General features: G+C 65.5%; 23 protein-coding genes and 1 tRNA gene. 13 read left to right on the top strand and 11 right to left on the bottom strand.

What is annotated here, in order from left to right:
* Window positions 1–14: 14 nt before the first annotated feature.
* Complete coding sequence (locus ACV229_RS33715) at window positions 15–953, top strand: 3-hydroxyacyl-CoA dehydrogenase NAD-binding domain-containing protein (RefSeq protein ID WP_448087413.1); 939 nt, start codon at window positions 15–17, stop codon at window positions 951–953.
* On the opposite strand, the gene ACV229_RS33710 is transcribed toward ACV229_RS33715, so the two are convergent.
* Window positions 954–1112: a hypothetical protein gene (locus ACV229_RS33710; RefSeq protein ID WP_448087412.1), complete on the bottom strand. Its 159-nt coding sequence runs from the start codon at window positions 1110–1112 to the stop codon at window positions 954–956.
* A gap of 52 nt (window positions 1113–1164) precedes the next feature.
* Between ACV229_RS33710 and ACV229_RS33705 the strand changes: the two genes are divergently transcribed.
* The 4 genes from ACV229_RS33705 (at window position 1165) to hmpA (ending at window position 5318) form a co-directional block, all read left to right on the top strand.
* Window positions 1165–1947: an enoyl-CoA hydratase-related protein gene (locus tag ACV229_RS33705; protein ID WP_448087411.1), complete on the top strand. Its 783-nt coding sequence runs from the start codon at window positions 1165–1167 to the stop codon at window positions 1945–1947.
* Window positions 1948–1976: 29 nt separating this feature from the next.
* Window positions 1977–3203 carry a CaiB/BaiF CoA transferase family protein gene (locus tag ACV229_RS33700; RefSeq protein ID WP_448087410.1) on the top strand — a complete coding sequence of 409 codons (1227 nt, stop codon included), beginning with the start codon at window positions 1977–1979 and terminating at the stop codon, window positions 3201–3203.
* Between the two features lie 32 nt (window positions 3204–3235).
* Entirely contained in the window at window positions 3236–4021 is a 786-nt protein-coding gene (locus ACV229_RS33695) for an enoyl-CoA hydratase (RefSeq protein ID WP_448087409.1), read from the top strand.
* 109 nt (window positions 4022–4130) lie between these two features.
* On the top strand, window positions 4131–5318 hold the full coding sequence (hmpA, locus tag ACV229_RS33690; protein WP_448087408.1) for an NO-inducible flavohemoprotein: 1188 nt from the start codon (window positions 4131–4133) through the stop codon (window positions 5316–5318).
* 477 nt (window positions 5319–5795) lie between these two features.
* On the opposite strand, the gene ACV229_RS33685 is transcribed toward hmpA, so the two are convergent.
* From ACV229_RS33685 to fdnG, 7 genes are all read right to left on the bottom strand, one after another.
* Window positions 5796–5891: transfer RNA gene (locus ACV229_RS33685), tRNA-Sec, on the bottom strand.
* A gap of 19 nt (window positions 5892–5910) precedes the next feature.
* Entirely contained in the window at window positions 5911–7836 is a 1926-nt protein-coding gene (selB, locus tag ACV229_RS33680) for a selenocysteine-specific translation elongation factor (protein WP_448087407.1), read from the bottom strand.
* Window positions 7833–9272 carry an L-seryl-tRNA(Sec) selenium transferase gene (gene selA / locus ACV229_RS33675; protein WP_448087406.1) on the bottom strand — a complete coding sequence of 480 codons (1440 nt, stop codon included), beginning with the start codon at window positions 9270–9272 and terminating at the stop codon, window positions 7833–7835. Before selA ends, selB begins: the two co-directional genes overlap by 4 nt.
* Before the next feature lie 31 nt (window positions 9273–9303).
* Complete coding sequence (gene fdhE / locus ACV229_RS33670) at window positions 9304–10236, bottom strand: formate dehydrogenase accessory protein FdhE (RefSeq protein WP_448087405.1); 933 nt, start codon at window positions 10234–10236, stop codon at window positions 9304–9306.
* 94 nt (window positions 10237–10330) lie between these two features.
* Window positions 10331–10957, bottom strand: a complete 627-nt coding sequence (locus ACV229_RS33665) for a formate dehydrogenase subunit gamma (RefSeq protein WP_448087404.1) — start codon at window positions 10955–10957, stop codon at window positions 10331–10333.
* Window positions 10954–11868 (bottom strand): formate dehydrogenase subunit beta, encoded by a 915-nt coding sequence (gene fdxH, locus ACV229_RS33660; RefSeq protein WP_448087403.1) that lies wholly within the window; start codon window positions 11866–11868, stop codon window positions 10954–10956. Before fdxH ends, ACV229_RS33665 begins: the two co-directional genes overlap by 4 nt.
* Before the next feature lie 10 nt (window positions 11869–11878).
* A complete protein-coding gene (gene fdnG / locus ACV229_RS33655; RefSeq protein WP_448087402.1) occupies window positions 11879–14950 on the bottom strand; it encodes a formate dehydrogenase-N subunit alpha in 3072 nt (1023 codons plus the stop codon).
* A 142-nt stretch (window positions 14951–15092) separates the two neighbouring features.
* Between fdnG and ACV229_RS33650 the strand changes: the two genes are divergently transcribed.
* The 5 genes from ACV229_RS33650 to ACV229_RS33630 all read left to right on the top strand — a co-directional run bounded on the left by ACV229_RS33650 (window position 15093) and on the right by ACV229_RS33630 (window position 20471).
* Window positions 15093–16004, top strand: a complete 912-nt coding sequence (locus ACV229_RS33650; RefSeq protein ID WP_448087401.1) for a YihY/virulence factor BrkB family protein — start codon at window positions 15093–15095, stop codon at window positions 16002–16004.
* A gap of 426 nt (window positions 16005–16430) precedes the next feature.
* The gene (locus ACV229_RS33645; protein ID WP_448087400.1) at window positions 16431–17588 is read left to right on the top strand and encodes a porin; all 1158 of its coding nucleotides are present in this window, start codon (window positions 16431–16433) and stop codon (window positions 17586–17588) included.
* Between the two features lie 20 nt (window positions 17589–17608).
* Window positions 17609–18826 carry a hypothetical protein gene (locus ACV229_RS33640; RefSeq protein WP_448087399.1) on the top strand — a complete coding sequence of 406 codons (1218 nt, stop codon included), beginning with the start codon at window positions 17609–17611 and terminating at the stop codon, window positions 18824–18826.
* Between the two features lie 368 nt (window positions 18827–19194).
* Window positions 19195–19821 carry a helix-turn-helix domain-containing protein gene (locus ACV229_RS33635; RefSeq protein WP_448087443.1) on the top strand — a complete coding sequence of 209 codons (627 nt, stop codon included), beginning with the start codon at window positions 19195–19197 and terminating at the stop codon, window positions 19819–19821.
* A gap of 101 nt (window positions 19822–19922) precedes the next feature.
* Complete coding sequence (locus ACV229_RS33630; RefSeq protein WP_448087398.1) at window positions 19923–20471, top strand: N-acetyltransferase family protein; 549 nt, start codon at window positions 19923–19925, stop codon at window positions 20469–20471.
* A 149-nt stretch (window positions 20472–20620) separates the two neighbouring features.
* Here ACV229_RS33630 and ACV229_RS33625 read toward each other — a convergent pair whose 3' ends face one another.
* Window positions 20621–21064 (bottom strand): HU family DNA-binding protein, encoded by a 444-nt coding sequence (locus ACV229_RS33625; RefSeq protein ID WP_042587451.1) that lies wholly within the window; start codon window positions 21062–21064, stop codon window positions 20621–20623.
* Between the two features lie 257 nt (window positions 21065–21321).
* Here ACV229_RS33625 and ACV229_RS33620 point away from each other — a divergent pair, with 257 nt between their 5' ends.
* Window positions 21322–22440 (top strand): acyltransferase family protein, encoded by a 1119-nt coding sequence (locus ACV229_RS33620; RefSeq protein WP_448087397.1) that lies wholly within the window; start codon window positions 21322–21324, stop codon window positions 22438–22440.
* Between the two features lie 56 nt (window positions 22441–22496).
* Window positions 22497–22637 (top strand): hypothetical protein, encoded by a 141-nt coding sequence (locus tag ACV229_RS33615; protein WP_448087396.1) that lies wholly within the window; start codon window positions 22497–22499, stop codon window positions 22635–22637.
* A gap of 357 nt (window positions 22638–22994) precedes the next feature.
* Here ACV229_RS33615 and galU read toward each other — a convergent pair whose 3' ends face one another.
* Both galU and ACV229_RS33605 read right to left on the bottom strand, forming a co-directional pair.
* On the bottom strand, window positions 22995–23882 hold the full coding sequence (gene galU, locus ACV229_RS33610; protein ID WP_448087395.1) for a UTP--glucose-1-phosphate uridylyltransferase GalU: 888 nt from the start codon (window positions 23880–23882) through the stop codon (window positions 22995–22997).
* A 232-nt stretch (window positions 23883–24114) separates the two neighbouring features.
* Window positions 24115–24258, bottom strand: a complete 144-nt coding sequence (locus tag ACV229_RS33605; protein WP_185732181.1) for a hypothetical protein — start codon at window positions 24256–24258, stop codon at window positions 24115–24117.
* Window positions 24259–24470: 212 nt separating this feature from the next.
* On the opposite strand from ACV229_RS33605, the gene ACV229_RS33600 reads away from it, so the two are divergent.
* A complete protein-coding gene (locus tag ACV229_RS33600) occupies window positions 24471–25652 on the top strand; it encodes an acyltransferase family protein (protein ID WP_448087394.1) in 1182 nt (393 codons plus the stop codon).
* The last annotated feature ends 103 nt before the right edge of the window (window positions 25653–25755 follow it).

The raw sequence follows: 25755 nt of genomic DNA, 5'->3' as shown, positions 1-25755 counted from the left end.
ATTGGAGAAATCACATGAGCGACACCAAACCCATTCGCCGCATCGCCATCATCGGAACGGGCGTGATCGGCGCGAGCTGGGCCGCGCTGTTTCTCGCCAAGGGATTGCACGTCGTGGCGACGGACATCGCACTGGACGCGGAATTCTCGTTGAGGAAATTCGTGGACGCCGCCTGGCCGGCGCTCACGAGATTGGGCCTCTCGCCCGGCGCGTCGCCGGCGAACCTGACGTTCACGCCCGTGCTCGAGGAAGCGCTCGCGGGCGCGGACCTGGTCCAGGAAAACGGCCCCGAGCGGATTGATTTCAAGCAGAAGCTCTATGGACAACTCGACGAACTGCTGGCTGCCGACGTGATCATTGCGTCGAGCTCGTCGGGACTCACCATGAGCGAAATCCAGAAGGGCGCCGCGACGCATCCCGAGCGTTGCGTCATCGCCCATCCGTTCAATCCGCCGCACCTGATCCCGCTGGTCGAAATTGTCGGCGGAGCCAGGACTTCCGAGGAGACAATCCTGCGCGCAGCGGAATTCTATACGTCGATCGGGCGACGGACGGTGCGGGTCAACAAGGAGATGCCCGGCCACGTCGCAAACCGGCTGCAGGCCGCACTGGCCCGAGAGGTGTATTACCTCGTCGCTGAGGGTGTGGTGAGCGCCGCCGACGTCGACACTGCCCTGTGCTGGGGCCCGGGCCTGCGCTGGGGCGTGATGGGCAACATGATGCTCAATCATCTTGGCGGCGGTCCGGGCGGTATCGAGCACTTCTTCCAGCAGTTCAGCGGCCCGATGACGGCTTGGTGGAAGACCCTCGGCGCGCCGGTGCTGACCCCGGAAGTGCAGCAGAAGCTCATCGCAAGCGTCCACGCGGAGACCGGATCGCGGTCCATCGAGGAGCTGGAGGCGGAGCGGGACGAGATCCTGCTCGGGCTGCTCGAATTGCGTAGAAAAATTTAGTCATTCGAACCCTACGAGGGCACTTTCCAGATGCAGAACCTGATCGTCGGCAAGGCGATCACCGTGTTCAGCGCGTTTATCTGATTCCGCAAGCGAGCCGGCGCGCTTTTCGCCGGCGCGCGAACCAGGAGGAAAGCTCACCATGTCATCGACAATCACGACACCCGCATCTTATTCAGTAGCAGTACCAACCAATTCATATGAAGGATCGGTGACGCTCGAAAACGTCCTGTACGAAAAGCGCGGCTCGATCGCGTACGTGACCGTCAACCGCGCCGAGGTGCTCAACGCCCTGAACATGCAGACATGGAAGGATCTTCGAATGGCATTCGAGGATGCACGCGAGGACGCTACCGTGCGCGGTGTCATTCTCACCGGAGCGGGCGACAAGGCATTCATCGCCGGCGCCGACATCGGCGAGCTCGCGCACGCGAGTTCGATCGAAGCGGAACAGGCGAGCCGCTTCGGGCAAGAAGTGCTCGACCTGATCGAGAACCTTGGCAAACCCGTGGTTGCGGCGATCAACGGCTTCGCACTCGGCGGCGGCTGCGAGACGGCAATGGCGTGCGCCCTCCGCATCGCCGTGGAGCACGCGAGGTTCGGCCAGCCCGAGGTCAAGCTGGGATTGCTGCCCGGCGGTGGCGGCACGCAGCGGCTGCCGCGCCTCATCGGAAAGGGCCGCGCGCTCCAGCTCATTTTGTCCGGAGAGGCCATCAGCGCACAGGAGGCTTATCGCATCGGGCTCGTCAACGAGGTCGTTCCGGCAGCCGATCTCATCCCGCGTGCGGAAGCCATCCTGAAGATGATCGCGGCGAACGCGCCTGTCGCTGTGCGGTTATCGCTCGACGCGGTGAACCACGGATTGAACGCGAGCCAGAGCGAGGGCCTCGCCCTCGAAGCCTCCTACTTCGGACTGTGCGCCGGGACGGAGGACAAGAAGGAAGGCACGTCCGCCTTCCTCGAAAAGCGCGCCCCGCAGTTCCAGGGGCGGTGAAGCCAGCACGACGAATCAGGAGAGATTCAATGGCAAGCGACAACATCTTTTCCGAACTGAAGGTGGTTGACTTTTCGAGCTTCGTCGCGGCGCCCGGCGCTGCCGTGATCCTGTCGGACTTCGGCGCCGACGTCATCAAAGTCGAACCGCCGGGCGGTGACCCCTGGAGGCGTGGCCACAAGATTGCACCGCAGCCGGCGGCGGATGATCCCTATCAGTGGCATCTCGCCAACCGTAACAAGCGCAGCATCGCGCTCGACCTGAAGTCGCCCGACGCCCATCGGGTCCTCCAGCAGCTGGTCGCGTGGGCCGACGTATTCATCGTCAATACGCCGCATCCCGCACGCAAGAAATTGAAGCTCGAATACGACGATGTGGTGCGCTGGAACCCGCGCCTGATCTATGCGGATCTCACCGGCTTTGGCGAAAGCGGGCCGGATGCCGCCATGCCCGGCTTCGATATCACGGCATTCTGGGCGCGTAGCGGCCTGTTGTCGATGACGCGCGACGCCGGCGCGCCGCCGACCTGGCCGGTGGCCGGAAGCGGCGATAACGCGACGGCACTCGGAATCTATGCGGCGATCGTCACGGCGCTCTACCGCCGCGAGCGCACCGGCAAAGGATCTTATGTCACGACTTCGCTCCTGGCTTCAGGCGTCTGGTCGGCAAGCGTTGCGATCCAGGCCGCTTTGGTCGGCGCGAAGTTTGCCGCGCCGCACGATCGCAAGCATCCGGCGAATGCGGCGCTCAACGTGTACCGCGCCTCCGACGGCACCTGGTTCGTTCTCGTCGTCACGCCCGACAAGCTGGCCGCCGTCGCGACCGCCATCGGTCGCCAGGATCTACTGGCAGATGCACGGTTTTCCGATCCGGCGAAGCTGACGGCGAATATGCCGCAGCTCACGGCAATCCTCGACGATCTCTTCGCCGAGCAGCCGATGGAGCACTGGCACGAGGTTTTCGGCAGTGCACACGTCACGTACGGCGCCGTGCGCGGACCACAGGAAGTGGTCCAGGATCCGCAGTTGCGCGCGAACGATGTCATCGTTCCGCTCGAAGGCGCCGGCGGCAAGCTGACCGAAACGATCAGCAATCCGCTTCAGGTGCATGGTGTCGACAAGGTTCCGGCGCGGCGCGCGCCCGACCTCGGTGAGCACTCCGAAGACATCCTTCGGGAACTGGGATTCGACGCGCAGGACATCGATGGCCTGCGCGCGAGCGGCGCGGTGCCGAAAGTCAACGAACATGCAGCGTGACACAGCGACCTGACACAGTGAAAGGAGCAGCAATGAGCGACATCATCACCGAGCGTACCGGCAATATCCTGCAGGTCGCCTTCAATCGTCCCGAGAAGAAGAACGCCATGACCGGAGGCATGTACACGCGCCTGGCGGATATCTTCAACGAGGCCGCCGACGATGACGAAATCCGAGTCGTGCTTTGGCATGGCACCGGCAAGGCGTTCTGTGCAGGCAACGATATCGAGGATTTCCTCAAGTACCCGCCGCGGCCGGGTGATTTTCCGCAGGGCCGCTTGATAGAGGCGCTGATCAGGTTCGACAAGCCGATCGTCGTGGCCGTCCAGGGTGCAGCGATCGGTGGTGGAACCACCATGCTGACCCACTGCGATTTCGTCTACGCGGGAGAGAGCGCGAAGTTTCAGATGCCGTTCATCAACCTGGGCGTGGTACCGGAATTCGGATCGAGCTTTTCGGTACCGGCACGCGTGGGCCACCTCCGGGCAGCGGAATTGTTCCTGCTTGGCGAGCCTTTCACTGCCGCACGGGCGGTGGAGCTTGGGCTCGCGACTCGCGTCGTACCCGACGCCGATCTGCTCGCGACGGCCACCGAAACGGCACTGAAGCTGGCGGCAAAACCGGTCAGCGCGCTTCAGGCGAGCAGGCGGCTCATCAGGCAGGCGTCGATTGGCCCGCTCAAAGAGGCCGTGGAGAGCGAAAACCAGGCGTTCATGGTGCACGTGAGCTCGGCGGACGCCAAGGAAGCACTCTCTGCCTTCCTTGAGAAGCGTCCGCCCAACTTTGCGAAGAGCTCGACGCACGAGGAGGCCGAATAGTCCGTACTCGACCTGCACACGTCCCAGACAGGCAAGGAATCCGACGGCGTCATTGTTGATGTTGGACGTGACGCCTGTCGAATCGACCACACGTCCGAACGAGATTCATATGTTGACCGACATTCAACGCGACATCATCAAGACCACTGTTCCGCTGCTGGAAACTGGTGGCGAAGCACTGACCAGACACTTCTACAAGCTGATGCTCGACGGGTATCCGCAGGTGCGCCCGCTATTCAACCAGACTCACCAGGCCAGTGGCTCCCAGCAACGCGCGCTTGCCAACGCCGTGCTCACGTACGCGCGCAACATCGACCACCTCGAGGCGCTCGGTCCGCTTGCCACACGGATCGTGAGCAAGCACGTTGCACTGCAGATCCAGCCCGAGCACTACCCGATCGTGGGTGCCTGTCTGCTGCGTGCGATCCGTGAGGTGCTGGGCCCGGACGTCGCGACCGACGCAGTCATCGAGGCATGGGGTGTGGCCTACCAGCAGCTTGCCGATATGCTGATGAGCGCCGAGCGTCAAGCTTACGACGCGCTGGCCAGCGCGCCGGGAGGATGGCGAGGTGAACGAGCGTTCCGCGTGGTCCGCAAAGTCCCCGAGAGCGCCGAAATCTCCTCGTTTTACCTGGAGCCAGTCGATGGCGGTCCGATACTCGACTTCATCCCTGGCCAGTACATCGGGCTTCGCCTGAACGTGAACGGCTCGGAAATCCGCCGAAACTATTCGCTGTCGGCCGCGCCCAACGGACGTAGCTACCGGATCAGCGTCAAGCGCGAGCCCGAAGGCGTCGCGTCCAACTTCCTTCACGACGAGGTGGCGATTGGAAGCACGCTGGCGCTCTTCCCACCTGCTGGCGAATTCACCCTCCGTGATAGTGACAAGCCCCTTGTACTCATCAGTGGTGGCGTGGGAATCACGCCAACGCTGGCCATGGCCGAAGCGGCTTTGCACCACAGCGAACGAGGTGTCATTTTCATCCACTACGCGCGCAATGCGCTGGTGCACGCTTTCGTCGATGTAGTCAACGCATGGCATGCTCGTTTTCCACGGTTTCAATCCTACGTCGTATATGAAGATACCCAAACACGGGAAGCGCGCATTCCGGACGCGGTAGGCCGGCCAACCCTGGAGCAGCTGCGGCACTGGCTTCCGGCCGACGGCGACTTCGACGCCTATTTCCTCGGGCCGAAGCCGTTCATGGCGTTCATCAAGCGGACGCTGCGCGAACTGGGCGTACCCGAGGACAGAAGCCGATACGAGTTCTTCGGCCCCGCCGAAGAACTGAACTGAGATGCGAATCGGCCTGCCCCAACAAGGGCGGCCAAGCCGCCATTGACAGCGGCAAGCCGTTGCCCGACGTAGAGCGGGTGATGCTCGCCATAACGCACGCAGGCTCTGCGCCGCTACGCGGTGACGCCGGAGCGCGCTTCAAGCGGGCGGCGCTCGATTCCGTATGCGCGGTTGGTTCATCGATCAATCGGGGCACGAAGGTCTGGTATTTGAGTCGAGCAGCCGCTTGAATGACCCTCTAAACGCAAAGATGAATGGCCGTAGATGGCCGAACGCCGACGGTCTGCCCCGCGTTCCCGGCTGAACCTCGATGAACCTTATTCTTGGACGCCATGCTCACGAGGACAAAGCACGTAGGCGCGGCGATGGCTTACGCTGAATCGCATAGGAACGGCAAAATCGCAGGTGTGAATCTCGCCAGATTGCCCACGACGTACCTTGCCTAGCGGTGTCGTTTCCGGACCCGGGAAATCGTCGTGGCGGAAGGCAGCAGGAGTCGAACCTACCCGGGAGTGTCTGACACCCCCAACCGGATTTGAAGTCCGGCCGCACCACCGGATGCGAATGCCTTCCTCGGGGAAAAAACGAGCGCCTACACCGTGACATCGAGCCAACCGCTATCGGGGCGCAGGAGGTGGAGATCGCGGTGGAAGCGAGTATACCCAACGCGATCGAAGAACTCGAGAATCTGGATCGCGCGCTTGCGGCCGAGCCCCGTCGCATCGCGAAACGTCGCCGCATCGACGCCGCCCGCACGCGCGTGCGCGAGTTGCGCGACGAGTCCCGCCAGTTCCCGCACCACGTCCGCGTGATAGAACAGGTCGCGCACGACCTGATGCACGTCGCCGCGCCGTGCCAGCTTGCGCAACAGCGCGCGGACGGCATCTTCGGCCGCACCGGTCGTGCCGGCGAGATCGCGCACCCACGGCGGATCGAAACGTCCGGCGCTGACGAGCGGCAGCAGTCTTTGCGCGAGCGCTTCCTCGCGCGCATCGAGACGCACCGCATGCGACGGCAGATGCAGCCACGGACCGCTTCGCACGATATCGCCGCCGTCGACCAGCGCATCGACGAGCGCGCGCCACAGCACGTTGTCGACGAGCGGCGCAGCCATCCGCCGCAAACGCGCAGCATCGAGCCCCTGCTCGTCCGGCATCCGCTCGTGGTGTGCGCACAGCGTCTCGATCGCCTTTTCCTGCAGCGCCCGCCAGTGCGTCCGCGCGATCACCCAGCCGTCGTTCGACGCGGCACCGTGCCGGCCGATCGCCAGTGCGTCGCCGGGTAGCGTCAGCGCATCCGGCGCGAAACCGGTCAGGTGCGTGAGCGTCGCACGCGGGATGCCGAGCGGCGCCTCGCCGAGCAGCGCATCGAGCCGCCGCTCGTCGACCCATGTCGCGAGCGCGTCGAGCCATGCACGGCGCGCCGGCGTGCGGCGCTTGCGCGCGGGCCCGAACGGATCGAGCACGCGACCGCCGCCGACCGTGTGCGTCGCCTGCGGATTGCGCACGATGAAGCGGTCGCCCGGCAGCGCGAACACCGGCTCGTCGAACACCAGTTGCACGCGCATCCGTTGCCCCGCCGCCATCGCGTCGCCGTCGAGCAGCGCGATGTGTGCGACGCGATGCAGCGTGCCGAGGTGAACGTGCAGCGGCGCCCAGTGCGTGAGCGTGAGCGCTGCGTCCGCGAGCAGCGTCAGCTCGACGTCGAGCCGCGGTGACGTCGCGACGAGCCGCGCATCCGCCACCGTGTCGCCGCGCGCGACGTCGGCCTTGTCGACACCGGCCAGGTTCAGCGCGCAGCGCTCGCCCGCGCGACCGGCGTCGACCGCGCGATTCTGCGCATGAATGCTGCGCACGCGCGCCGCGTCGCCGGTGCGCACGACCGCAAGCGTGTCGCCGGTCTTCACCTGGCCCGCAAACGCGGTGCCGGTCACGACCGTGCCCTGCCCCGCCAGCGTGAACACGCGATCGACCGCAAGCCGGAACAGCCCGTCGTCGCGGCGCGCGCGCCAGTGACACGCCGCGTCGAACAGGTGGCGCTTGAGCGCCGCGACACCCGAATCGTCCGCGACGGTCGCGCACGTGTCGAAGATCGGCGCGTCGGCCAACGTGGAATCGTGCAGCCATGCGGCGATCTCGTCGCGCACCTGCGCGCGGCGCGCGGCGTCGACGCGATCGCATTTCGTCAGCGCGACCGCGCCGTGCGTGACGCCGAGCAGCTGCAGGATCGCGAGATGCTCGCGCGTCTGCGGCATCACGCCGTCGTCGACGGCGATCACGAGCAGCGCGAAGTCGATTCCGCACGCGCCGGCCGCCATCGTATGAATCAGCTTCTCGTGCCCGGGCACGTCGATCAGGCCGAGCACGTCGCCATTGTCGAGCGGCGCATACGCATAGCCGAGCTCGATCGAGATGCCGCGCGCCTTCTCTTCCTTCAGGCGGTCGGTATCGACGCCCGTCAGTGCGCGCACCAGCGTCGTCTTGCCGTGGTCGATGTGTCCCGCAGTGCCGACGATCATGCAGCCGGCTCCGCGACGCGCGTGCATTGCGCGACGAATGCCGCTTCGTCGGCGGCCTCGAGGCAACGCAGGTCGAGCCGCAGCGCGCCGTCCGCGACGCGCCCGAGCACCGGCCGCGGCCACGCGCGCAGCCGCTTCTCGAGCTGCGCGAGCGCGCGGCCGCCGCGCTTGCCGTCCGGCGTGCGCACGACGAGCCCGGCGCTCGGCAATTGATCGACCGGCAGCGCGCCGCTGCCGATCTGGCTGAACATCGGCTCGACGCTGACCATGTAGCCGCTGCCGACCGCGGCCTGCAGCGCCGGGGCCACGCGCGCGGCAGCGTCGGCGATGTCCTGCCGCGGCCGCGTCAGCAGGCGCAGCGTCGTCAGCCGCTCGCGCAGGAACTCCGGCGCCTGGTACAGGCGCAGCACGGGTTCGAGCGCGGCGAGCGTCAGCTTGCCGACGCGCAGCGCGCGTTTCAGCGGATGCCGGTTGATTTTCGCGATCAGCGCGCGGTCGCCGACGATCAGGCCGGCCTGCGGCCCGCCGAGCAGCTTGTCGCCGCTGAACGTGACAACGTTTGCGCCGCCGGCCACAGTTTCGCGCACGGTGGTCTCGTGCGGCAGGCCCCATTGCGTGAGGTCGGCGAGCACGCCGCTGCCGAGATCGACGGCAACCGGAAGCCCGTGCTCGCGCGCGAGCGGCGCAAGCTCCGGCAGCGTCACTTCCTTCGTGAAGCCGCTGATCGCGTAGTTGCTGCAGTGCACCTTCATCAGCAGCGCGGTACGCGGGCCGATCGCGTCCGCGTAGTCGTGCAGGTGCGTGCGGTTGGTCGTGCCGACTTCGCGCAGCCGCGCGCCTGCGCGGCTCATGATGTCGGGAATCCGGAACGCGCCGCCGATCTCGACGAGCTCGCCGCGCGACACGATCACCTCGTGCCGCGCCGCGAGCGCCGACAGCGTCAGCAGCACCGCGGCCGCGTTGTTGTTGACGACGGTCGCGGCCTCGGCGCCCGTCAGTTCGCACAACAGCGCGTCGACGAGGCTGTCGCGGTCGCCGCGGCGGCCCGTCGCCAGGTCGAATTCGAGACTCACCGGCTGCGTGAGCGCCACGACCACCGCGCGCACGGCGTCGTCGGGCAGCAGCGCGCGCCCGAGGTTGGTGTGCAGCACCGTGCCCGTCAGGTTGAACACCGCACGCATCGCGCTCGCGCTTTGCGCGGCGAGCGTGCGGGCGACGGCGGCGGCAATGCGCGCTTCGTCGAGCGGCTCGGCCGCCGACGGATCATGCTGTGCGGCGGTTCGCCAGCGTTCCAGTTCCGCGCGCACCGCGTTCAGCACGCGCGTGCGGCCGTATTCGTCGAGCACCGGCTGAAGTGGCGCAGACGACAGCACGCGCTCGACGGACGGCACGCGCGCGAGTACGGCATTCAATTCGTTCAGGCCTGGTTCGGTCACTGGTTTTGGTCTCCCGTCCCCCGCAAAGGCATCATTCTTCCCGCGACACGTCCGGCCACAGCAGCGGGTTCGGCGAACTGCGCTGGTAGCCGGCCTCGTTCATCAGCAGGTCGAGCGTGAGGCTCGCGAGATCGTCCGCGAGCGGCTCGAAATCGTAGTCCTTTTCCTGGTAGCCGATCTTGCGGTATGTCTTGCATTCGTCGCACGATTCGGCCTTGACGGCTTCGCTGCCGCCCTCGATGCCGTGATACGCGATGCCCTTCGTCGAATCGCAGTGCGAACACTTGGTGCGCACCATGTGCCATTCGGTCGCACACAGCCCGCACTGCAGGAAGCGGTAGCCCTCGAACGGGCCGCCGATGCGCACGACGCTCGCGACCGGGTGCGTGCCGCACACCGGGCACAGCCCCGGCTGGTCGAGGAACGGCACGTCGGCCGGCAGGGTGCGGCTCGCGAGGTCGGTCCAGACGATCTGCAGCGCCGCCGTCAGGAACGGCGCGGTGGCCGGGTCGACCTCCGCGAAGCGCAGCGCGAGGATCGCATCGGCCTGCGCATCGAGTTCGGCGGGCGCCATCAGGCGCATCCGGTCCAGCAGCTTCGCGAGCGACGGATTCACGAGCCCCGCGCGCTCGACGCGGTCGACCAGGTCGTGCAGCACGTCGCGCCATTGCGGGTCGCGTTCGCCGGACAGCGCCGGTACGAGCGGCATCGAATGCTGCTGCGCACGCGCGATCGCCTCCGTCGACGGCATCTGCGTCGCGCATTCCTGCAGCAGCGCGTGCTGCGCGTCGGCGACGACGGCCATCAGCCGCAGGTAGCCGCCGATCGGGTTCAGATCGGCGAGCTGGCGCAGGCGCGCGGCGCGCGCCGAAAAAATCGTTGCGCGCTCCGGCAGGCGGAAGCGCGGGATCGCCGAACGATCGAGCGCCGCGATATCGTTCGGTTCGAGAATGCGTTGTGTCACGATTGTGTCTTCCAAAAAAACAAGCGCCGACATTTCGGCGCTTTCGGCGATTCCGACGACTGGACGGGGCGGCACGCCGCCCCGTTCTGGTGCGCTACTTCACGCTTTCACGGAACCATTTCGGGTGGTGCTTGCGCGCCCAGCCGAGGGTCACCGTGCCGCGCACCATCGCCCGGATCGAGCCCTTGATCCACAGCGCCGCATAGATATGCGTGACGATGCCGACAATCAGCACGAACGCCGCGACGGCATGGACCACTGCCGCGACCCGGATCACCCCGATCGGGAAGTAGAACGAGAAATACCGTCGCCAGATGACGATGCCCGACAGCAGCAACAGCGCGAGGCACGCCATCATCGCGAAGAATAGCAGTTTCTGTCCGGCGTTATAGCGTCCGACCTCCGGCAGCCTGTCCTCGCGGTTCGCGAGCACGTCGCCGATCTGGCGCAGCCACTGGCGGTCGTCCTTGTCGAGCAGGTTGTGGTGCCAGTAGCGTACCGCCATCACCGCGAACGACACGAACATCACCAGGCCGACGAACGGATGCAGGATCCGGGTCCACTGGCCGCCGCCGAACAGCACGGACAGCCAGAACATCGACGGATGAAACATCGCGAGCCCGGACAGCGCGAGCAGCACGAACGAGATCGCGGTGATCCAGTGGTTCGTGCGCTCGTTCGCCGTGTAGCGGACGATCAGGTTGGGGTCGTCGTGCTTCATTTCGCGTCCTCCTTGATGCGTCGCGCTTCATCCCGGGCGGCGACTTCGTCCTCGTCGCTCACTTCGTTCGGGCCGACCCGTATGTAGTGGAAGAAGCCCGCGAGCGCCGTCAGCGCGATGCCCGCAACCGCGAGCGGCTTCGCGAAACCCTTCCACAGGCTCACCATCGGGCTGATCGTCGGGTTGTCCGGCAGCCCGTGGTACAGCGACGGCTTGTCCGCGTGGTGCAGCACGTACATCACGTGCGTGCCGCCGACGCCCTGCGGATCGTACAGCCCCGCATGCTCGAAGCCGCGCTCCTTCAGGTCCTCGATCCGCTCGGCCGCGTGCCGCTTCATGTCCTCCTTGGTGCCGAACACGATCGCGCCCGTCGGGCAGGTCTTCACGCAGGCCGGTTCCTGGCCGACCGCGACGCGGTCGGAACAGAGCGTGCATTTGTACGCGCGATGATCCTGCTTCGAGATCCGCGGAATGTTGAACGGGCAGCCGGTCACGCAGTAGCCGCAGCCGATGCAGTTCTCCTCGTGGAAATCGACGATCCCGTTGTTGTACTGCACGATCGCACCCGGCGCCGGGCACGCCTTCAGGCAGCCCGGATCCTCGCAGTGCATGCAGCCGTCCTTGCGGATCAGCCATTCGAGGTGGCCGTCCGGGTTCTCGTACTCGGCGAACCGCATCACCGTCCACGAATGCTCGGACAGATCGGCCGGGTTGTCGTACACGCCGACGTTCGTGCCGATCTCGTCGCGCAGGTCGTTCCACTCCATGCACGCGGTCTGGCACGCCTTGCAGCCGATGCACTTCGACACGTCGATCAGCTTCGCGACGCTGCCCGTCACCGGCTCGCGCGCGGTGGGCGGCGGCGTGGTGGCGGCCGAGACGCGCTTGATATCCAGCGATTGCAATGCCATCTCCGCCCCCTTACGCCTTTTCGACCTTCACCAGGAACGACTTGAATTCCGGCGTGTACGAGTTGCCGTCGCCCACGGACGGAGTCAGGGTGTTCGCGAGATAGCCGGGTTTCGTCAACCCCTTGAAGCCCCAATGCAACGGGATGCCGACCGTCTGCACCTTCTTGCCGTCGACCGTCAGCGGCTTGATCCGCTTCGTGACGAGCGCGACCGCGACGATGTGCCCGCGGTTCGACGACACCTTCACGCGCTCGCCGTGCGCGACGCCGACCTCCTTCGCGAGCTCCTCGCCGATCTCGACGAATTGCTGCGGCTGGATGATCGAGTTCAGCCGCGCGTGCTTCGTCCAGTAGTGGAAGTGCTCGGTCAGCCGGTAGGTCGTCGCGACGTGCGGGAACTGGTCGACCTTGCCGAACGCCGCCCGGTCGTCCGGGAACACGCGCGCGGCCGGGTTGTTCAGCGCCTGCGGATTGTTCGGATGGAACGGGTTCGCGGCGAGCGGCGTTTCAAACGGTTCGTAGTGCTCGGGGAACGGGCCTTCGTTCATCCCGGCGCGCGCGAAGAAGCGGGCGACGCCCTCCGGGTTCATGATGAACGGGCCCATCCCGTTCTCGGGCGGCTCGTCCACCTTGAAGTCCGGCACGTCGGGGCCAGTCCATGCGCTGCCGTTCCACCCGATCAGCTTGCGGGTCGGGTCGAACGGCTTGCCGGACGGATCGCACGATGCGCGGTTGTACAGGATCCGCCGGTTCGCGGGCCACGCCCACGCCCAGCCGAGCGTCTGGCCGATGCCGGTCGGATCCGCGTTGTCGCGCCGCCCCATCTGGTTGCCGGCCTGCGTCCACGCGCCGCAGAAGATCCAGCAGCCGCTCGAGGTCGATCCGTCGTCCTTCAGCTGCGCGAAGCCCGCGAGCTGCTCGCCGTTCTTCACGAGCGTCTTCGACGGATCCTTCGGATCGGGCAGATCGGCGAGCGCGCGGCCGTTGTACTCCATCGCGAGCTCTTCGGGGGTCGGGCTTGCCGGGTTCGCGTACGGCCAGGTCAGGTTGACGATCGGATCGGGATACTTGCCGCCGTCCTTCCGGTACGCGTCGCGCATCCGCAGGAACAGCCCCGACATGATCTCGAGGTCGCTCTTCGCCTCCCCCGGCGGCTCCGCGCCCTGCCAGTGCCACTGCAGCACGCGGCCGGAGTTCACGAGCGAGCCGCGCTCCTCCGCGAAGCACGACGTCGGCAGCCGGAACACCTCGGTCTGGATCTTCGACGCATCGACGTCGTTGAACTCGCCGTGGTTCTTCCAGAACTCGGAGGTCTCGGTCGCGAGCGGATCCATGATCACGAGCCACTTCAGCTTCGCGAGCGCCGCGGCCGTCTTCACCTTCGACGGCGCCGCCGCGAGCGGGTTGAAGCCCTGGCAGATGTAGCCGTTCATCTTGCCGGCGTACATCAGCTCGATCGTCTGCAGCAGGTCGTACTGCTTGTCGAGCTTCGGCAGGTAGTCATAGCCCCAGTTGTTCCCGGCGTTCGCCGCGTCGCCCCACCACGACTTCATGAAGCTGACGTGGAACGCCTTGTAGTTCCTCCAGTAGCTCAACTGGTTCGGCCGCAGCGGTTGCTGCGTGCGCGTCTTGATGTAGCCGTCGAAATCCTGCTCGGCCTGCGTCGGCAGCGTCATGTAGCCGGGCAGCAGGTTCGACATCAGCCCGAGGTCGGTGAGCCCCTGGATGTTCGAATGGCCGCGCAGCGCGTTCATCCCGCCGCCCGCGATGCCGATGTTGCCGAGCAGCAGCTGCACCATCGCGCCGGTGCGGATCATCTGCGCGCCGATCGAGTGGTGGGTCCAGCCGAGCGCGTACAGGATCGTGCCGGCGCGGCCGGGCACGGCCGTCGTCGCGAGCATCTCGCAGACCTTCAGGAACGTGTCCTTCGGCGTGCCGCACACCTGCTCGACCATCTCGGGCGTGTAGCGCGCGTAGTGCGTCTTCAACAGGTTGTACACGCAGCGCGGATGCGAGAGCGTCGGGTCGACCTTCACGAAGCCGTCGTCGCCGCGCGCGTAGTCCCAGCTCGACTTGTCGGGATACGCGTACTTGTCCGCGTCGTAGCCGGAATAGATGCCGTCGTCGAACGCGAAATCGTCGCGCACGATGAACGTGAAGTCCGTGTAGTTCTTCACGTACTCATGCTGGATCTTGTCGTTCGTCAGCAGGTAGTTGATCACGCCGCCGAGGAACGCGATGTCCGTGCCGGTGCGAATCGGCGCATAGTAGTCCGCCACGGAGGCGGTGCGCGTGAAGCGCGGATCGACGACGATAAGCCGCGCCTTGCGGTGCGCCTTCGCTTCGGTCACCCACTTGAAGCCGCACGGATGGGCCTCGGCTGCATTGCCGCCCATCACGAGAATCACGTCCGCGTTCTTGATGTCGACCCAGTGGTTCGTCATCGCTCCACGGCCAAACGTCGGGGCAAGACCTGCCACCGTCGGGCCATGTCAGACACGCGCCTGGTTGTCGAATGCGAGCATCCCCATGCTGCGGACGGTCTTGTGGGTCAGGTAGCCGACCTCGTTGCTGCCCGCCGACGCGGCCAGCATGCCGGTCGTGAGCCAGCGGTTGACCTTCGAACCGTCCTCGGCCGTCTCGACGAAGTTCGCGTCGCGGTCGGCCTTCATCAGCTTCGCGATCCGGTCGAGCGCGTCGCTCCACGAGATGCGCGCCCACTTGTCCGAACCCGGCGCACGGTATTCCGGATGCGTCAGGCGGCTCGGGCTGTGGATGAAGTCGATCAGGCTCGCGCCCTTCGGGCACAGCGTGCCGCGGTTGACCGGGTGGTCGGGATCGCCTTCGATATGGATGATGCTCGCTTGCGCGTTCTTCGCGCCGTCGCCGAGGCTGTACATCAGGATGCCGCAGCCGACGGAGCAGTATGGACAGGTGTTGCGCGTTTCGACGGTGCGCGCCAGCTTGTATTGACGGACCTCGGCGAGCGCTTCGGTCGGCGAGAAGCCCATCAGGGCCAGACTCGATCCGGCGAGCGACGTGGCCGTCACTTTCAGGAACTGGCGCCGGGACATTTGTAGCATGATGGTCTCGGCTTTATCGTGGGGGGTAATTGAAAGGAATTATAGACAGTTCGCGCAACTATGATTAGTTCTTCACATCAATTCTGATTTGTCCGATTCGCAGCGATTGCCGGCATTCCGCGGCGTCGCGCCCCGACATTCGATGAAACCACCGATCCTCCCCGTTCAGGAAGCAACACGTGTTGCAAAACGACAGGCCAACTGGGCGCTGATCGCGTTCAGGCGCTTTTCATCCGACCGCTGCTCGGCGATGGCCGCGAGCATCGCGTTCTTTTCCGCGTTCTCGCTCGCGCCGATGCTCGTGATGGTGATCGCGGTGGCCGGCTGGTTCTATGGCGACGACGCCGCGCGCGGCCAGGTGTTCGAGCAGGCGCACCAGCTGATCGGCAACGATGCCGCGACGAGCGTGCAGACCATCGTACAGAACGCGCACCGCAGCGCCGGGCGCGGCGGCGTCGCCACGCTGATCTCGTTCGCCGCGCTGGCGATCGGCGCGTCTGCGACGTTCGCGTCGCTGAACACCGCGCTCAGCGTGATCTGGCCGGCGACCGAAAGCCGCTGGTCGAGCGTCCTCGGCCTCGTGCGGGTGCGCCTGGTCTCGTTCGGGCTCGTGCTCGGCGTCGCGTTCCTGCTGATCGTGTCGCTCGTGCTCGACACCGCGATCACGTTCGTCGGTACGTGGCTGTGGGGCGATTCGCCCTACATCGCGATCACCAACGTGCTGCAGTTCGTCGTCGGCATCGCCGTGCTCGCCGGCGCGTTCGCCGCGCTGATGAAGTTCCTGCCGGACGCGCGCGTCGCGTGGCGCGACGCCGCGATCGGTGGCAGCGTGTCCGCGGTCCTGTTCTCCGGCGGCAAGAAGTTGTTCGCGCTGTATCTCGCGCACGCGGGCACCGCGAGCGCGTTCGGCGCGGCCGGGTCGTTCGCAGTGCTGCTGATGTGGCTGTACTTCTCGGCCGCGGTGCTGCTGCTCGGCGCGGAATTCGCGGCGGCCCGCGGCGCCGTGCATGCGCGCACCGACGCGGCCGCCGGCGACCGGCCGCCCGGAACCTGATCCGCCTCAATCCGCCGGCTGACGCAGGGCACGGTTGCCGACTTACGCGAGCGGCGCGGTTTCCGCAATCCCGTTTTTCACGCCCTGAGCCGCAGGCTCGCGCACGCTTCCGTACGCGTTTACACCCACTGAGCCCGAGCACGCGATCGCAAACGTTTGCGCGCCCCCGATTCTTGCCGCGAAAGCACGAAATCCTGCTGCGTCGCGCGCGGCTCGCCAGCCGCCACAACAATCGCAACGCAACATTTGTCAACTATTCCAAAAAAAGCAATATTCGTTGATGTCCTTGATATATATGGATTTTTCTACGCTGTGATATTTTCGAGACACTTTATTTTTTGACCTTTCTTGCCCGGTTGGCACTGCGCTATTCTCCAATCCGCAACAAATAACGAAACATGAATCACTGCGTGGAGAAACTCAACGATGAAGAAACTCGCACTGTCTACCCTCTCGCTCGCCCTGCTGGGCGCCGCCGGCGCTGCTCACGCTCAATCCAGCGTGACGCTGTACGGCGTGATCGACACGTCGATCGCATGGGTTCATGGCAATGACGGCCAGGCCAACAACTCGTGGCAAATGCTGTCGGGCAACCTGCAGGGCAGCCGCTGGGGCCTGAAGGGCGCCGAAGATCTGGGCGGTGGCCTGAAGGCAATCTTCCAGTTGGAAAACGGCTTTGATCCGGGCACGGGCCACCTGAACCAGGGCGGCCGCATGTTCGGCCGTCAGGCATACGTCGGCCTGGAAAGCGCGCAGTACGGTACGCTGACGCTCGGCCGCCAGTACGACCCGGTCGTCGACCTGGTCCAGGCTGTCACGGCTGACAACTACTTCGGCAGCACGTTCGCAACGCCGGGCGACGTCGACAACAACGACAACAGCCTGCGCGTCAGCAACGCGATCAAGTACACGTCGCCGGTGTTCGCCGGCTTCCAGGCCGAAGCGATGTACGCCCTCGGCGGTGTTGCAGGCAAGACGGGTGCAGGCCAGACCTGGTCGGTCGCAGCCGCATACAACAACGGCCCGGTCGGCGTTGCTGCAGGCTACTTCTATGCGAACAACCCGTCGCCGACGACCGCTGGCCTCCGCACGGGCTGGGGTTCGACGACGTCCGACAATATCATCGACGGCCCGATCAACTCGGGTTACGTGACGGCGAAGTCGATCGCGATCGCTCAGGTTGCTGGCCAGTACGTGATCGGCCCGGTGACGGTCGGCCTCGGCTACAGCAACGCGCAGTACAAGCCGGACGCGTCCTCGGGCTTCGGCTCGACCGAGAAGTACAACACGGGCCGCGCGTTCGCGACGTACCAGGTCACGCCGCCGCTGCTGCTGGGCCTCGGCTACTCGTACACGAAGTCGAGCGGCGACACGGACGCCAAGTACCACCAAGTGTCGCTCGGCGCGGACTACTCGCTGTCGAAGCGCACGGACGTGTACCTGGTCGGCGCATACCAGCACGCGAGCGGCACGCAGCTCGTCAACGGCGTGCAGCAAAGCGCGCAAGCGTCGATCGGCTCGTACGGCTTCGCCGGCAAGAGCTCGGCCGAACTGGTCGCGCTGGGCATGCGCCACAAGTTCTAAAAACGACGTACCCGGCGTGCATGGCGTCTCGCGACGCCATCGCGCCGACCTGGAAAGCCAGTCATCGGTTTCGGCCGTGGCTGGCTTTTTTTTTGGTTCATCGCGGGATCCCGGGGAACGTGGCGCGGACCGTCGGCGATCGGTCCGAAGCGGTCTGCCGAAGCCCGGTCCGACATTGCCGACGATCATTACCTTGGGAATTCTTCCAGTCCGGCGATTTCCGCGCGCGGCCGCGTATTGCCGATCGGCAAGGCGTGACACAATCGGGCCACCGCCAATCCCGACCGCTCTCCATGTTCCGTCACGCGCTGCGGCTCGCCGCCCTGCTTTTGTCCTGGATGACCGCCACCACGGCGCTGGCCGACCCTCAGTACTTCCACAAGATCTTCGCCGGCCGCATCGGCGATCGCTATGCGTTCACGATGGATCTCAAGAATGTCGACGGCAGGCTGACGGGAAGCTATCGCTACGCCGGCAAGCGCAACGACATCTATCTGAGCGGCAAGATCGACCCATCAGGCAGCTTTACGATGGACGAGATCGGAGACGCGGGCAAACACACCGGCACCTTCACCGGCAAGGTGGCCGGCGACACGCTCGGCGGCACCTGGGCATCGGCCCGTGGCGACCGGCAATTGCCCGTTGACGCGCATCAGACCTCGGAAATCATCATCGGCTCGAAGCGCGAGATTCTCACGCAGGCGATCGGCACTTATGTGCTCGATGGCGTCAGCGGCTCGGGGGGTGCCAACGGCATGTGGGATTCATGGCGGGACAAAGGCCGATGGAAATCGAACGTATCGTCCATCGAGATGGCGCGCCGCGAGTTCTCGGACGTGAGCCTGACGAACGAGGACCTGCACCGGCTCGACAGCATGACGGTCACCGTGGACGCCTCGCTCGCCGCGCGCCTGAGCGTCGACGGCAAGGTGCTGCTGTCGATCCCGTATCGCGACTCGGGCATGCAGTACGAGATCAGCCAGCCCCACAACAGCGTAGTCGAGGATGACCTGAAGACGCTGTCGCCCGCCACCACCGTCCATGACGAGCATCTCTACCTGCTCGCCCGCGACGCGATCGATTTCGTGCCGGCGATGTCGGGCAACTACCTGCCCGACGACGGCGTGGACGTCGTGACGGTCAGCTATGCCGTCGTCGACAAGACCTTCGACGTCTACCTGCGAGACGGCAACTGCTGCGGCGGCACCGTGTTCACCTTCAGGCGCAAGGGCCGATGACGGCACCGCATCATGCGCCTCCAGTCGAGGCCAGGGGCAGCGGCGGCGTCAGAGCTCACCTGAATGGCCGCTGATGAGAAATGTTTACGACCGTTGAGTGGCGGTAAGCGACATCCACGGAATTCCACGAAGTGCATTTTTTGGATGGTGCCGGCGTGGTGGCTCGGAGCCCTCTCCCCCGAATCGCCCGCATTCCGGCGAGACCACCGCCCGCCACGTGAACCGCGGCACGACGCGCTGCATCGGTCCGACAGCCCCCGCCACGCAACGACCGCACACGCCCTGCGTCCCGGACACGACAGGACGCACATCAAGCGAAGTTTCTGCCGCCGTCGATTTCTACTATACTGGACATAAATTTCATTATGATGGAGCAGACAGTGTCCACGGATAACGATGCCGACACCGACGTCAACGAGCGCATCGCACGCCGCGTGCGCGAATTGCGGGCCATGCGCGGCCATACGCTCGACGCGCTGGCCGCGCGCTGCGGCGTCAGCCGGTCGATGATCTCGCTGATCGAGCGCGGCGCCGCGAGCCCGACGGCGGTCGTGCTGGACAAGCTCGCCGTCGGCCTTGGCGTATCGCTTGCCAGCCTGTTCGACGGCGAACCCGAAGGCGTGCCGGCCCAGCCGCTCGCGCGGCGCGCGCAGCAATCGCACTGGCGCGATCCGGCGTCCGGCTACGTGCGGCGCAATCTGTCGCCGCCCGGCTGGCCCTCGCCGATCCAGCTCGTCGAGGTGAATTTCCCGCCTGGCGCGCGCGTCGCGTACGAGACGGGCGGGCGCGACGCCACCGTGCACCAGCAGGTCTGGGTACTCGACGGGCGCATCGACGTCACGCTCGGCGATCAGTGCCACGAGCTTCGCGAAGGCGACTGCCTGGCGATGCGGCTCGATCAGCCGATCGTCTTCAGCAACCCCGCGTCCCGTTCGGCGCGCTACGTCGTGGTTCTTTGCGACGGGCTTGCTGCGGCCGGCGCGAAGGGCGCCTGACGGACGCGCATGCGACCGGCGTGAGCGAACGCACGATCGGGCTTGCCGCGACGAACCCGCCACCGCTCATCCGGCATTTCCTCCAGCCAACAGGAGCTTCAATGAACCCCACCAAAACGCACGACGACGTGCGCCTGATCGATTGCAGCGAGGCCGAGCATGCGGCGGCCATCCTCGAGATCCTGAACGACGCCATCGTCAATTCGACGGCCCTTTACGACTACGTGCCCCGCCCGCCGGAGGCAATGGCCGCGTGGTTCGCGGCGAAGCGCGCGGGCGGCTTTCCGGTCGTCGGCGCGGTCGACGCGTCGGGTACATTGCTGGGCTTCGCGAGCTGGGGAACCTTCCGCGCGTTTCCCGCCTACAAGTACACGGTGGAGCACAGCGTGTACGTGCATCACGCACAGCGCGGCCGCGGGCTCGGCGAGCGCCTGCTGCGCGAGCTGATTCGCCGTGCGCGCGACGCGCAGGTGCACGTGCTGGTCGGCTGCATCGATGCGACCAATGCCGGCAGCATCGCGTTGCACACGCGGCTCGGGTTCACGCATGCCGGCACGCTCACGCAGGTCGGTTTCAAATTCGGCCGCTGGCTCGATGCGGCGTTCTACCAGCTCAACCTCGAGACGCCCGCGCAACCGCACGACGGTTGACGCGATTGCATCGCAGCAATTCGGATCACCAACAATGGCGGCGCAAAGAAAAAATCCCCATGCGCTTTCGCGCACGGGGATCGTCGGACACCGCCACAGCCGCCGGCGTATGACTGGCATACGGCCGGCGCCTGTCGCGCCGCACTTGCTTAGGCAGCCGCGTCCTTCAGCTTCTTCAGCGCACGTGCCTTCACGCGCACGCTCGCCGGCTTCGCCGGGAACCAGCGCTCTTCGCCCGTGAACGGATCCTTGCCGAAGCGCTTCTTCTTCGCCGGCACAGCTTGTGCCGTGATCTTCAGCAGACCCGGCAGCGTGAATTCGCCTGCGCCCTTCTTGTGGACCGAGCCCAGCACGACGTTCTCGAGTGCGGCGAGCACTGCCTTGACCGCCTTCACCTCGACAGCTGCGCGCTCAGCGATGTGCACTGCGAGCGATGCCTTGGTGAACTTGTCCTTCAGCGGCGTCGGAGCGGCAGGCGCCTTAGCGACGGCCTTCTTGGCCACTACTTTCTTCGCGGGCGCGGCTTTTTTTGCAGCCACTTTCTTGGCCGGTGCGGCAGCCTTCTTGGCCACCTTTTTTGCGGAAGTCGCCATGTTTCTCCTACCAGGTGTGGTCGTTGGATACATGAAACGCGCAACACGCGCGCTTCAACGCCGGATTCTACAAGCGCCGTGACGCTTCGTGCAGTACTTTTATGCGTTTTCCCGGGGTTTTCCGCAGGTTTTGTTGCGCTTCGCAGACTGCGACGCGGCCCGGCATGCAAAAAACGCCTTCACGTATGCGTCGACTCGCGAATTACGTTCGATATTTGCGCGCCTATACTGGCCTCGCTCAATGCCCGGACGCCCCCATGCGCGAAGCCAGATACGTCAAAGGACTCGACGGCCTGCGAGCCATCGCGGTCATCCTCGTCTTCCTGTCCCACAAAGGCCACGTCCTCGCGATCGACGTGGGCAAGCTCGGCGTGTGGACGTTTTTCTTCATCAGCGGATTCCTGATCGTCGGCGAGCTGCACCGCAACCGGCAGGCGATCGAACACGGAACGCTGACGCGCCGCCATGCGCTCTGTCTGTTTCTCGTCAAGCGCGCGCTGCGGATCTTCCCCGTGTATTACCTGCTGCTCGCGGCGCTCGCGATCGCGCATGCGCTGTTCTACCAGCGCGGCGTGAACCTCGGCCTCGCATGGCATGCAATCTTCCTGTCGAATCTGTGGATCGGCGTCGTCAAGGACGGCTGGCCCGGCTCCACGTCGCACTTCTGGAGCCTCGCCGTCGAGCAGCAGTTCTACCTGGTCGCGCCGCTCACGCTGCTCGCGATGCCCGCGTCACGGCACGTCGCGCTCGGCATTGCAGCAGTCGCGCTCTGCGCGGTCGCGCATCTCGGGCTCTATCTCGCCGATGCGTCGCCGGTGCTGATCTACGCGTTCTCGCCGTGGAATTTCGCGCTGATCGCGCTGGGCGGCATCGGCGCGATGGCCCTCGCCGACCACGGACCGCACGTATTGCGCCGCATTCCGCCGGGCTGGCTCGGCGCCGTGGGCGTCGTGTTCTTCCTCGTGCTGCCCGCGTGCGTCACATTGCCGGATGCGGTCGAGGGGCTCGCCGATCTCGGCCTGTCCGCGTCGCTCGGCTCGCTGCTGCTGTGGATCGTCACCGAGCCCGACCACCCTGCCGTCGCGATGCTCGACTGGGCGCCGCTCATGTATCTCGGCACGATCAGCTACGGCTTCTACCTGTTCCACAACCTGATCCCCGCACACTTCGGCGTGATGCCCGGGCTCTACGATCGTGCGCGGCTGCCGCCGTTCGTGCGGGACGTGCTGCCCGAAATGCTGCAGTTCGCGCTCGCGGTGCTGCTCGCGCATCTGTCCTGGCGTTATCTCGAAAAACGGCTGCTCGACTACAAGAAGCCGGCCGCCGCGCTGCTCGACCGGCATTTCGCGGCACCGCAGCGTTCGTCGGCGCGCTGACGACGGCCGGCCGCGCGCAGGCGCGAATGGACGTGATGCCGTTCGAGTCGTTGACGATGATCGACGAGGCATTCGTCACCGGCCATGAAAGCGGCTGGCGCGTGATCCTGCCGCACGGCTCCGGCGGCAGTGGCGGCTACGTAATCGACCGGGAACGCGAATTCGTCGCGCTGGGCGTGCATTCAATCCGCCGGTGATGCTGTCGAAAGCGCGGCGCGCGCGACTGCCGGATCATCGAGAACGCATACGGACAGCCTATCAATGCCGACGCGAAGCAGCCGTTCTCGTACGCGGACGCGTGCGTCGAACGCGGCGGGACCCTCGGCTACGACGAAAAGGCCGCGGCCGGCGCGCGGAATGCGGTCACGGCGTTCGCCACTGACACGCTCAAGCCGGCCGGCGGCACGCCGGAAACAATCCGCCACGCGCTACCCCGAACCACCCCGAGCGCAGTCCTGCGCCGCCGTCGCCCGCACATGCAAAAATGCCCCGGCGCACGAAGCGGACCGGGGCCAACGGAACAACCACCACCTGAAACGTGACGCGAAGAAACCTTATGCGACGGCAGCCAGCGCGGGCAGACAGGTGCGCAGATACGCCTCGAATTCGCGGCTGACTTCCGGGTGCTGCAGTGCAAGCTCGACGGTCGCCTTGAGGTAGCCGATCTTGCTGCCGCAATCGAAACGCGTGCCGAAGTAGCGGTACGCGAGCACCTGCTCGTGCGCGAGCAGCGACTGGACCGCGTCGGTCAGCTGCAGTTCGCCGCCCGCGCCCGGCTTGATCTTGCGCAGGTGATCGAACAGCGTCGGCATGAACACGTAGCGGCCGACCACGCCGAGATTCGACGGCGCATCCTCGGGCGCGGGCTTCTCGATGATGCCCGACAGCTTGATGATGTCCTCTTCCCACTCGCGGCCTTCGATGACGCCGTACGAACGGCTGTCATCGCGCGCGATCGTTTCGACGCCGATCACCGAGCTGTGATAGTGGTTGAACACGTCGACGAGTTGCTTGAGCACCGGCTGTTCGCCATGCAGCAGGTCGTCGGCGAGAATCACCGCGAACGGCTCGCCGTGCACGAGCTTTTCCGCGCACAGCACCGCATGGCCGAGGCCGAGTGCTTCCGGCTGGCGCACGTAGAAGCAGTTGACGTGGCTCGGCTTGATGCCGCGCACCAGCTCGAGCAGCTTTTCCTTGCCGCGTGCTTCAAGTTCGGCCTCGATCTCGTACGACTTGTCGAAGTGATCCTCGATCGCGCGCTTGCTGCGGCCGGTCACGAAGATCATCTCGGTAATGCCGGCGTCGATCGCTTCCTCGACCGCATACTGGATCAGCGGCTTGTCGACGACGGGCAGCATTTCCTTCGGGCTCGCTTTCGTCGCCGGGAGGAACCGTGTGCCGAGACCGGCAACGGGGAACACGGCCTTGGTAACTTTCAACATGATCGCTTCCTGATTGCGTTGAGTGCGCCGCGCCGATTCACGACGCGGCACGATAATTTTCCGGACAGCGCCGGGTCATCCGGTGACGTGCCGAAAATGCGCTCGACGCCGCTTGCCGATATGACCCCATCGCCTGTCATTCCGGATTTACCGATAATTGCGCCAGCCGGTCGATATTGCCGGTGCGATTCACCGACCAGCGACAATTTACCGAGTTTCCGGATACAAATTCTTACGATTCGAACTCCTCGATATAGGGCACGCCGCCCCGTTCGAAGCCCGGTCGAATCGGTTCGTTCTTCAACGCGTCGCGGTACGCCGACAGTACGGCCATTACCAGCAATACCGCTGCGCTCGCGATCCAGTGCATGTCCATCTTGCCGCTCCTTGCTTCAATCAACTGGAGCTTCAAACTATCAGAAAAAAATCGACAAATAATTGGCCGCACCGTGAAACCGATATCTCGCCGGAATAAAACCATCACGTGAAATACCGGTATTTCGCTGCGGGACTTTTTTTATTCATTGACCGAATTCTTGCGGATTACGATTGGATCATCCGTCCATACGTCGCAAGGAACCGAATCGCATGCAAGCTTTCAGCGGATCGACTTTGAATGCGCCGCCCGCCGCCGATCACAAGGAGCATGTGATCGACGCGATGCGCGGCTTCGCGGCGCTGCTCGTCGCCTACTTCCACTGCCGGCAGGTGGTCTGGGTCGGGATGCAGGGCTTTCATCGCGCCTACGGCCATGCGCTCGACCCGAGCGTGCTCGTCGGCTACCTGACCTTTCCGTTCGGCTGGGGTTCGGCCGGCGTGCCGATCTTCTTCGTGATCAGCGGTTACTGCATCCACCGCAACACGGCGCTCAAGCTCGCCGCCGATCCCGCATACCGGCTCAACACGCCGAACTTCTGGGCGCGCCGTTTCGCGCGCATCTATCCGGTGCTGCTCGCCGCGCTGCTGTTCACGCTCGCGCTCGACTCGATCAGCCTGCAGATCGAGCCCGTCAGCCACAAGATCCGCGATATCGGCCTGGCGTCGTTTCTCGTGAACCTGTTCTCGCTGCAGGGTGTCGCCGGCTATACGTACGGATCGAACGGCGCGCTGTGGACGCTGTCGCTCGAAGTGCAGTTCTACGCGATCTATCCGCTGCTGTTCGCCGTGCGCCGGCGCATCGGCATGCCGGCCGTGCTGGCGATCGTTGCGCTCGTCAACGTCGCGTCGGCATGGCTGCTCGAGCGGCACGACCTGCAGTTCTTCACGTCGTACTGGCTGTCGTGGACGATCGGCGCGTGGATCGCGGACGTGCGCGCGCAGCAGGCGCGCACGACGCAGGCGGCCGCCGCGCCGTCGCGCGCGTGGTACGCCGCGGCCGCCGTGCTGCTCGCCGCCGGCTGCGGCGCGTTCCATTTCGGCCAGTACGGCGCGTTCCAGCTTTGGGCGGCCGGCTTCGCCTGCTTCCTGTACCGCGCGCTCGCCCGTCCGCCGCGCCCGACGCCGCCGCTGCGCGTGCTCGGCTGGTTCGGCGACTTCAGCTACTCGCTGTACCTGATCCACCTGCCGCTGTTCGTCTGCCTCGGCTCGGTGCTGTTCCACTCCGAGCTGCAACTGTCGATCTGGCCGTCGCTCGCGTTCATCGCGCTTGCGATTCCGGTCGCCTACCTGTTCTACCGGCTGATCGAGCGACCCGCGATGCTGTGGTCGGCAAGCCTCAAGCCGTCGCGCGGCGCGCGGGTCGTCGCGCCGGCGCCTGAACGGGCGATCTGACCGTCTCGTCCGAAATCGGGCCCCCGCGCGGTGGTTGCTGCGCGGGGGTTTTTGTTTGCCCGGCCGCCGTCGCGCTCCGGGGCGCCGCAAACATGAGAAAAGC

This window comes from Burkholderia sp. MR1-5-21, assembly GCF_053427715.1.
Note: the sequence above shows the minus strand (reverse complement) of the source record. Positions and strands in the feature narration are given on the sequence as shown.

Bases quoted from the DNA above. Each gene is read 5' to 3' on its own strand.
- ACV229_RS33715 (WP_448087413.1), top strand. From the start codon at position 15: ATGAGCGACACCAAACCCATTCGCCGCATCGCCATCATCGGAACGGGC.
- ACV229_RS33700 (WP_448087410.1), top strand. From the start codon at position 1,977: ATGGCAAGCGACAACATCTTTTCCGAACTGAAGGTGGTTGACTTTTCG.
- ACV229_RS33695 (WP_448087409.1), top strand. From the start codon at position 3,236: ATGAGCGACATCATCACCGAGCGTACCGGCAATATCCTGCAGGTCGCC.
- hmpA (WP_448087408.1), top strand. From the start codon at position 4,131: ATGTTGACCGACATTCAACGCGACATCATCAAGACCACTGTTCCGCTG.
- selB (WP_448087407.1), bottom strand. From the start codon at position 7,836: ATGATCGTCGGCACTGCGGGACACATCGACCACGGCAAGACGACGCTG.
- ACV229_RS33665 (WP_448087404.1), bottom strand. From the start codon at position 10,957: ATGAAGCACGACGACCCCAACCTGATCGTCCGCTACACGGCGAACGAG.
- fdxH (WP_448087403.1), bottom strand. From the start codon at position 11,868: ATGGCATTGCAATCGCTGGATATCAAGCGCGTCTCGGCCGCCACCACG.
- ACV229_RS33650 (WP_448087401.1), top strand. From the start codon at position 15,093: ATGAAACCACCGATCCTCCCCGTTCAGGAAGCAACACGTGTTGCAAAA.
- ACV229_RS33645 (WP_448087400.1), top strand. From the start codon at position 16,431: ATGAAGAAACTCGCACTGTCTACCCTCTCGCTCGCCCTGCTGGGCGCC.
- ACV229_RS33640 (WP_448087399.1), top strand. From the start codon at position 17,609: ATGGCGTCTCGCGACGCCATCGCGCCGACCTGGAAAGCCAGTCATCGG.
- ACV229_RS33635 (WP_448087443.1), top strand. From the start codon at position 19,195: ATGGAGCAGACAGTGTCCACGGATAACGATGCCGACACCGACGTCAAC.
- ACV229_RS33630 (WP_448087398.1), top strand. From the start codon at position 19,923: ATGAACCCCACCAAAACGCACGACGACGTGCGCCTGATCGATTGCAGC.
- ACV229_RS33625 (WP_042587451.1), bottom strand. From the start codon at position 21,064: ATGGCGACTTCCGCAAAAAAGGTGGCCAAGAAGGCTGCCGCACCGGCC.
- ACV229_RS33620 (WP_448087397.1), top strand. From the start codon at position 21,322: ATGCGCGAAGCCAGATACGTCAAAGGACTCGACGGCCTGCGAGCCATC.
- ACV229_RS33615 (WP_448087396.1), top strand. From the start codon at position 22,497: ATGATCGACGAGGCATTCGTCACCGGCCATGAAAGCGGCTGGCGCGTG.
- galU (WP_448087395.1), bottom strand. From the start codon at position 23,882: ATGTTGAAAGTTACCAAGGCCGTGTTCCCCGTTGCCGGTCTCGGCACA.
- ACV229_RS33605 (WP_185732181.1), bottom strand. From the start codon at position 24,258: ATGGACATGCACTGGATCGCGAGCGCAGCGGTATTGCTGGTAATGGCC.
- ACV229_RS33600 (WP_448087394.1), top strand. From the start codon at position 24,471: ATGCAAGCTTTCAGCGGATCGACTTTGAATGCGCCGCCCGCCGCCGAT.